General features: G+C 71.8%; 5 protein-coding genes. 4 read left to right on the forward strand and 1 reads right to left on the reverse strand.

From position 1 onward, the window contains the following. From ACK42S_RS15735 to ACK42S_RS15750, 4 genes are all read left to right on the forward strand, one after another. Positions 1-202 (forward strand): AIR carboxylase family protein (locus ACK42S_RS15735; RefSeq protein WP_409709664.1); only part of this gene is annotated, 202 nt, incomplete at its 5' end. After that, positions 199-1,359 carry a 5-(carboxyamino)imidazole ribonucleotide synthase gene (locus tag ACK42S_RS15740; RefSeq protein WP_409709667.1) on the forward strand — a complete coding sequence of 387 codons (1,161 nt, stop codon included), beginning with the start codon at positions 199-201 and terminating at the stop codon, positions 1,357-1,359. The genes ACK42S_RS15735 and ACK42S_RS15740, both read left to right, overlap by 4 nt. A 15-nt stretch (positions 1,360-1,374) precedes the next feature. After that, on the forward strand, positions 1,375-2,355 hold the full coding sequence (locus ACK42S_RS15745) for an L-threonylcarbamoyladenylate synthase (RefSeq protein ID WP_409709670.1): 981 nt from the start codon (positions 1,375-1,377) through the stop codon (positions 2,353-2,355). A gap of 29 nt (positions 2,356-2,384) precedes the next feature. Continuing rightward, on the forward strand, positions 2,385-3,356 hold the full coding sequence (locus ACK42S_RS15750; protein WP_409709673.1) for a hypothetical protein: 972 nt from the start codon (positions 2,385-2,387) through the stop codon (positions 3,354-3,356). Here the strand turns inward: ACK42S_RS15750 and dacB are convergent. Next, on the reverse strand, positions 3,350-4,792 hold the full coding sequence (dacB, locus tag ACK42S_RS15755) for a D-alanyl-D-alanine carboxypeptidase/D-alanyl-D-alanine-endopeptidase (RefSeq protein WP_409709676.1): 1,443 nt from the start codon (positions 4,790-4,792) through the stop codon (positions 3,350-3,352). The two genes, ACK42S_RS15750 and dacB, sit on opposite strands and share 7 nt — an antisense overlap. Positions 4,793-4,824: the final 32 nt, after the last annotated feature.

The following is a 4,824-nucleotide window of genomic DNA, read 5'->3' on the forward strand; positions in this document are numbered from 1 at the left end:
CTCCATCGTGCAGATGCCCAAGGGCATCCCGGTGGCGACCTTCGCCATCGGGACGGCCGGCGCCGCCAATGCGGCCCTCTTCGCCGTGGCCCTGCTGGCCAACGAGAACCCCGCGCTGCGAGAGAAGCTGCTGGACTTCCGCGCCCGCCAGACCGAGGCGGCGCGGGCGATGACGCTGCCGCCTGCAGGAGCGCCGGCATGAACGGCACCGTGCAGCCGGGTGCGACCCTGGGCGTGATGGGCGGCGGCCAGCTCGGCCGCATGTTCGTGCACGCGGCCCAGACCCTGGGCTACTTCACCGTCGTGCTCGACCCGGACGTGAGCAGCCCGGCCGGGCTGGTGGCACACCACCACATCCAGGCCGACTACCTGGACGAGCAAGGCCTGGCGCAGCTGATGCAGCGCAGCGCCGCGATCACCACCGAGTTCGAGAACGTGCCCTCGGCGGCCCTGGTCACGCTGCAGGCGCATCGTCCGGTCGCCCCGGGTGCGCAAGCGGTGGCGATCTGCCAGGACCGCGCCCTGGAAAAAGCGCATTTCAGGCGCTGCGGTGTGCCCTGCGCACCCCATGCCGTGATCGAAACGCCCGAGCAGCTCGCCGCGGTCGATGCCGAGCTGCTGCCGGGCCTGCTCAAGACCGCCCGCCTGGGCTACGACGGCAAGGGCCAGGTCGCGGTGACGACACCGCAGGACCTGGCAGCCGCCTGGGAGCAGCTCGGCCGCGTGCCCTGCGTGCTCGAACAGCGCCTGGACCTGGCCTTTGAGGTGAGCGTGATCGTCGCGCGCAACGCCCAGGGCGAGGTGGTGCATTACCCGGTGCAGCGCAACCTGCACCGGGAGGGCATCCTGGCGGTCACCACCGTGCCGGCCCCGGACGTGAGCCCCGAGCTGCAAGCGCAGGCCATCGGCGCGGCCGAGCACCTGGCCGCCTCGATGCACTACGTGGGCGTGCTGTGCGTGGAGTTCTTCGTGCTGCGCGACGGCCGGCTGCTGGCCAACGAGATGGCGCCGCGGCCGCACAACTCGGGCCATTACACGCTGGACGCCTGCGACGTGTCGCAGTTCGAGTTGCAGGTGCGCACGATGACCGGGCTGCCGCTGGTGGCCCCGCGCCAGCACTCTGCGGCCGTGATGCTCAACTTGCTGGGCGAGTTGTGGTTCGACGCCCAGGGGCGCGAGCGCGAGCCGGCCTGGGCCGAGGTGCTGGCCCTGCCCGGGGTGCATCTGCACCTGTACGGCAAGCTGGCCGCACGCCCCGGACGCAAGATGGGCCACCTGACCGTGACGGCAGCCTCTGCGGCCCAGGCCGACGAGGTGGCGCGGCGTTGTGCCGAGCGACTCGGCATCGCTCGCTGGTGAAGGGGCACGACCACCGTGGCGCGCATCCTTGACGGCACCCCTGCCGCCCAGATCGCCGAGGCCCTGGAGGCCCTGGCGGCCGGCCGCCTCGTGGCCTTCCCGACCGAAACGGTCTATGGCCTGGGCGCAGATGCCGGCCAGGACGAGGCCGTGCGCGGCATCTTCGCCGCCAAGGGCCGGCCGGCCGACCACCCGCTGATCGTGCACGTGGCCAATGCCGAAGCCGCCCTGGCGCTGGCCCGGGCCGTGCCGCCGGCGGCCCGCCGGCTGATGGACGCCTTCTGGCCCGGCCCGCTCACCGTGATCGTGCCGCGCCGCGAAGGGGTGGCCACAGCGGCGGCCGGCGGACAGGACACGATCGGCCTGCGCTGCCCGGCCCATCCGGTGGCCCAGGCCCTGCTCCAGGCGGCCAGCCGGCGCGGCCTGCTCGGACTGGCCGGCCCCAGCGCCAACCGCTTCGGCCGGGTCAGCCCGACCACCGCCGCCCACGTGGCAGCAGAGTTCGGCGACGAGGTGCTGGTGCTCGACGGCGGGCCCTGCCCGGTGGGCATCGAATCGACCATCATCGACTGCTCACGCGCCCGCCCCGTGCTGTTGCGCCCCGGCACGCACACCCGAGCCCAGATCGAGGCCGCGCTGGGCGAACCCCTGCTCGACCGCGATGCACAGGCCCCGCGGGCCCCCGGCACCCTCAAAGCCCACTACGCGCCCCGCGCGGTCGTGCGCCTGATGAGCACGGACGTGCTGCGCACGGCCCTGCAAGTCTGGGGCCAGACCCCGGGGCCGGTGGCCTTGTATGCCCGTACCGTTCGCCCGGCCAAAGGCATGTTGTATCGGGCCATGCCCGATGATGCCGCTGCGGCCGCGCGGGAGTTGTTTGCCGCCTTGCGTGAATTCGACGAGCGCGGTGCGCGGATCATCTGGGTCGAAAGCCCGCCCCCCGGCCCCGAGTGGGACGGTGTGCGCGACCGACTCACACGCGCTGCTGCCGCCTGATCCCCCCCCCAATGCTTCGTGGAGTGTGCATGTCTTTGTCGTCTTTCGGTGCCCGCTGGCGCCAACGATCGCTGGCGGCCGTGGCGGCCGCCTTGGCCCTGGCAGGCTGTGGCGGTGATGTTTACGATCCCTTTCAGCCTACGCGCATTTTTTCCTTCGGCGACGGCCACAGCGCGATGGCCAGCGACGGGCGCAAGTACACCGTGAACGATCTGGCCGACTGCCGGAACTACCGCACTTGGAACCAGCTCGTGGCCGAAAACTACGGCTTTGCCTTTGCGGCCTGCAACCCATCCAACCTCACCGGCAACCGCGTGGCCCAGCTCTACGCCGACGAAACCTGGACCCTGGCCAACGTGCGCACCCAGGTGGAGGCCCAGCTGCCCAACCTGGGCACCGGCGACATGGTGCTGCTGCAAGTGGGCGCGCAAGACGTGTGGGCACTGTACGCACAGGACCCGAGCGCCGTGCCCCCGAACTACGAGGACGAGGGGCTGTGCAGCCAGGCCAACCTGCCCACCACCCTGCGCGAAGCCTGCAACCGCGGCGCCGACCTCGGCCGGCTGGTGCAGCAGATCACCGACCGCGATGCGCGCGTGCTGGCCATCGATGTGGTCAACCAGGGCAAGACCCCGCGCGGGCTGGCCGAACCCGTGGCCGGGCGCACTTTGCTCAAGGCCTTGACCGATGCCTTCAATTCCGGCTTCTACAACAGCTTCGGCAACAACAGCCGCAAGGCGGCCTATGCCCAGGTGAACAACCTGGTGCGCCTGGCCACCGATGGCGACAGCAACACCGGCTACCGGTTCACCCATGAAGGCACGGCGGCGTGCACCGTGCAGCCCGCCATCGATTGCTCGACGTCGACCGTACAGTCGGACTACGACACCAGCTTGAGTTCCTACAAGTACGTGTGGGCCGACGATTTGTACTTCAGCCCCCAGATGAATCGCCTGATCGGCAACCTCGCCTGGCAGCGCGCCGAGCGGCACCCCTACTGACCGCCCCGGCCGGGGCCTGCGGACCCGGGGGCTGGGCCCTCGGCGCGGTCGCGCAAGGCCCATTGCACCAAAGCCTCCAGGGCCGGGCGTGCGGCGGCCGCGCGCGGGTGGTTGACGATGGCCACAAAGCTGTAGCGCTGTCCACTGTCGCCCAGCACATAGCCGGCCAGGCCGGCCACATCACGCAGCGAGCCGGTCTTCAGATGCGCACGCCCGGGCTCGGTGCGGCTGCGCCGCAAGGTGCCATCGCGGCCCAGGACCGGCAGCGAGGCCATCAGCTCGGGCATCACCGGGTCGGCCCAGGCCGCTTGCAGCAGCCGGGTGAACACCGCTGCGCTCGCGCGGGCCTGCCGCGACAGCCCGGCACCGTTGTCCAGCACCACCGCGGCATCGGGCACCCCCAGGCGGGTGCGCAGCCAGTCCTGCACCACCGCCCGTGACGACGCCAAATCGCCCTGGCCACGGCGCTCGCGCCCCAACGTCAGGAACAGCTGGCGGGCCATCACGTTGTTGCTGAACTTGTTGATGTCGCGCACCACCTCGGCCAAGGCCGGCGAGGTGCTGGCCACCAGCGGCTTGAGGCCCTCGGGCACCCGGCCTTCGCGCACCGTGCCTGACAACTGCCCCCCCAGGCTGCGCCACAGCCCCAGCACGGCCTGGGCGTTGTAGCCGCGTGGATCGGCGTGCGCGATGGCCCATTGGTTCTCGCCGCAGCGCGCCGGATAGGCGCCGCGCAAGCGCAGCCGGGCGGGATCGCCCAGCTCGGCCTTGAGCAGGGCCCGCCAGTCGGCGCACTCGGCAGTGAAGTCCAGCGGCACCCAGGGGTCGACCGCAAAGCCGTGCAGCGGCGGCTCCACCGTGACCCAGGCCCGCGCGCGGGCCGGATCGGGCACGAAGCCCAGCGCGATGGACTTGTAGTTGATCAGCAGCGCGTCGGGCAGCACGTTGTACGGGCGCCAGGGCTCCTCGTCGAAGGCCCCCGGATCGCCCGGCGGCAGCTCGAAGGCCGAGCCGTCGAGCACGATGTCCCCCCGGATCTCGCGGACGCCCAGTTGCTGCACGCGCCGCAGCAGCAGCCACAGCCGCTCGACCACCAGCTTCGGGTCGCCCTGGCCCTGCAGGTACAGCGTGCCTTGCAGCACCCCGTCGGCCACCGCTCCCTCGGCATAGACCGGCGTGGTCCAGGTGTAGGCCGGCCCAAGCAAGTCCAGCGCGGCATAGGTGGTGACGAGCTTCATCAGCGAGGCCGGGTTCATCGGCACCTGGGCCTGGTGGCTCAGGCGGGGCGCGCCGCCGCCGACCGGCACCACCTCGACGGCCAGGGCCTCGCGCGGCACCTGGGCCTGCGCCAGCGCCGCCTCCACCGGCGCCGGCAGGACCGGTGGCACGCTCTGGGCCTGCGCGGGGCCGCGCGCCAGCGCGAGCCCCAGGACGATCGCAGCAAGGGTCCAGGGGGGGGGAAGGGGAA

The sequence above is a fragment of the Caldimonas sp. genome (genome assembly GCF_046289365.1).
Classification (GTDB): domain Bacteria; phylum Pseudomonadota; class Gammaproteobacteria; order Burkholderiales; family Burkholderiaceae_C; genus Caldimonas.

Bases quoted from the DNA above. Each gene is read 5' to 3' on its own strand.
- ACK42S_RS15740 (WP_409709667.1), top strand. From the start codon at position 199: ATGAACGGCACCGTGCAGCCGGGTGCGACCCTGGGCGTGATGGGCGGC.
- ACK42S_RS15750 (WP_409709673.1), top strand. From the start codon at position 2,385: ATGTCTTTGTCGTCTTTCGGTGCCCGCTGGCGCCAACGATCGCTGGCG.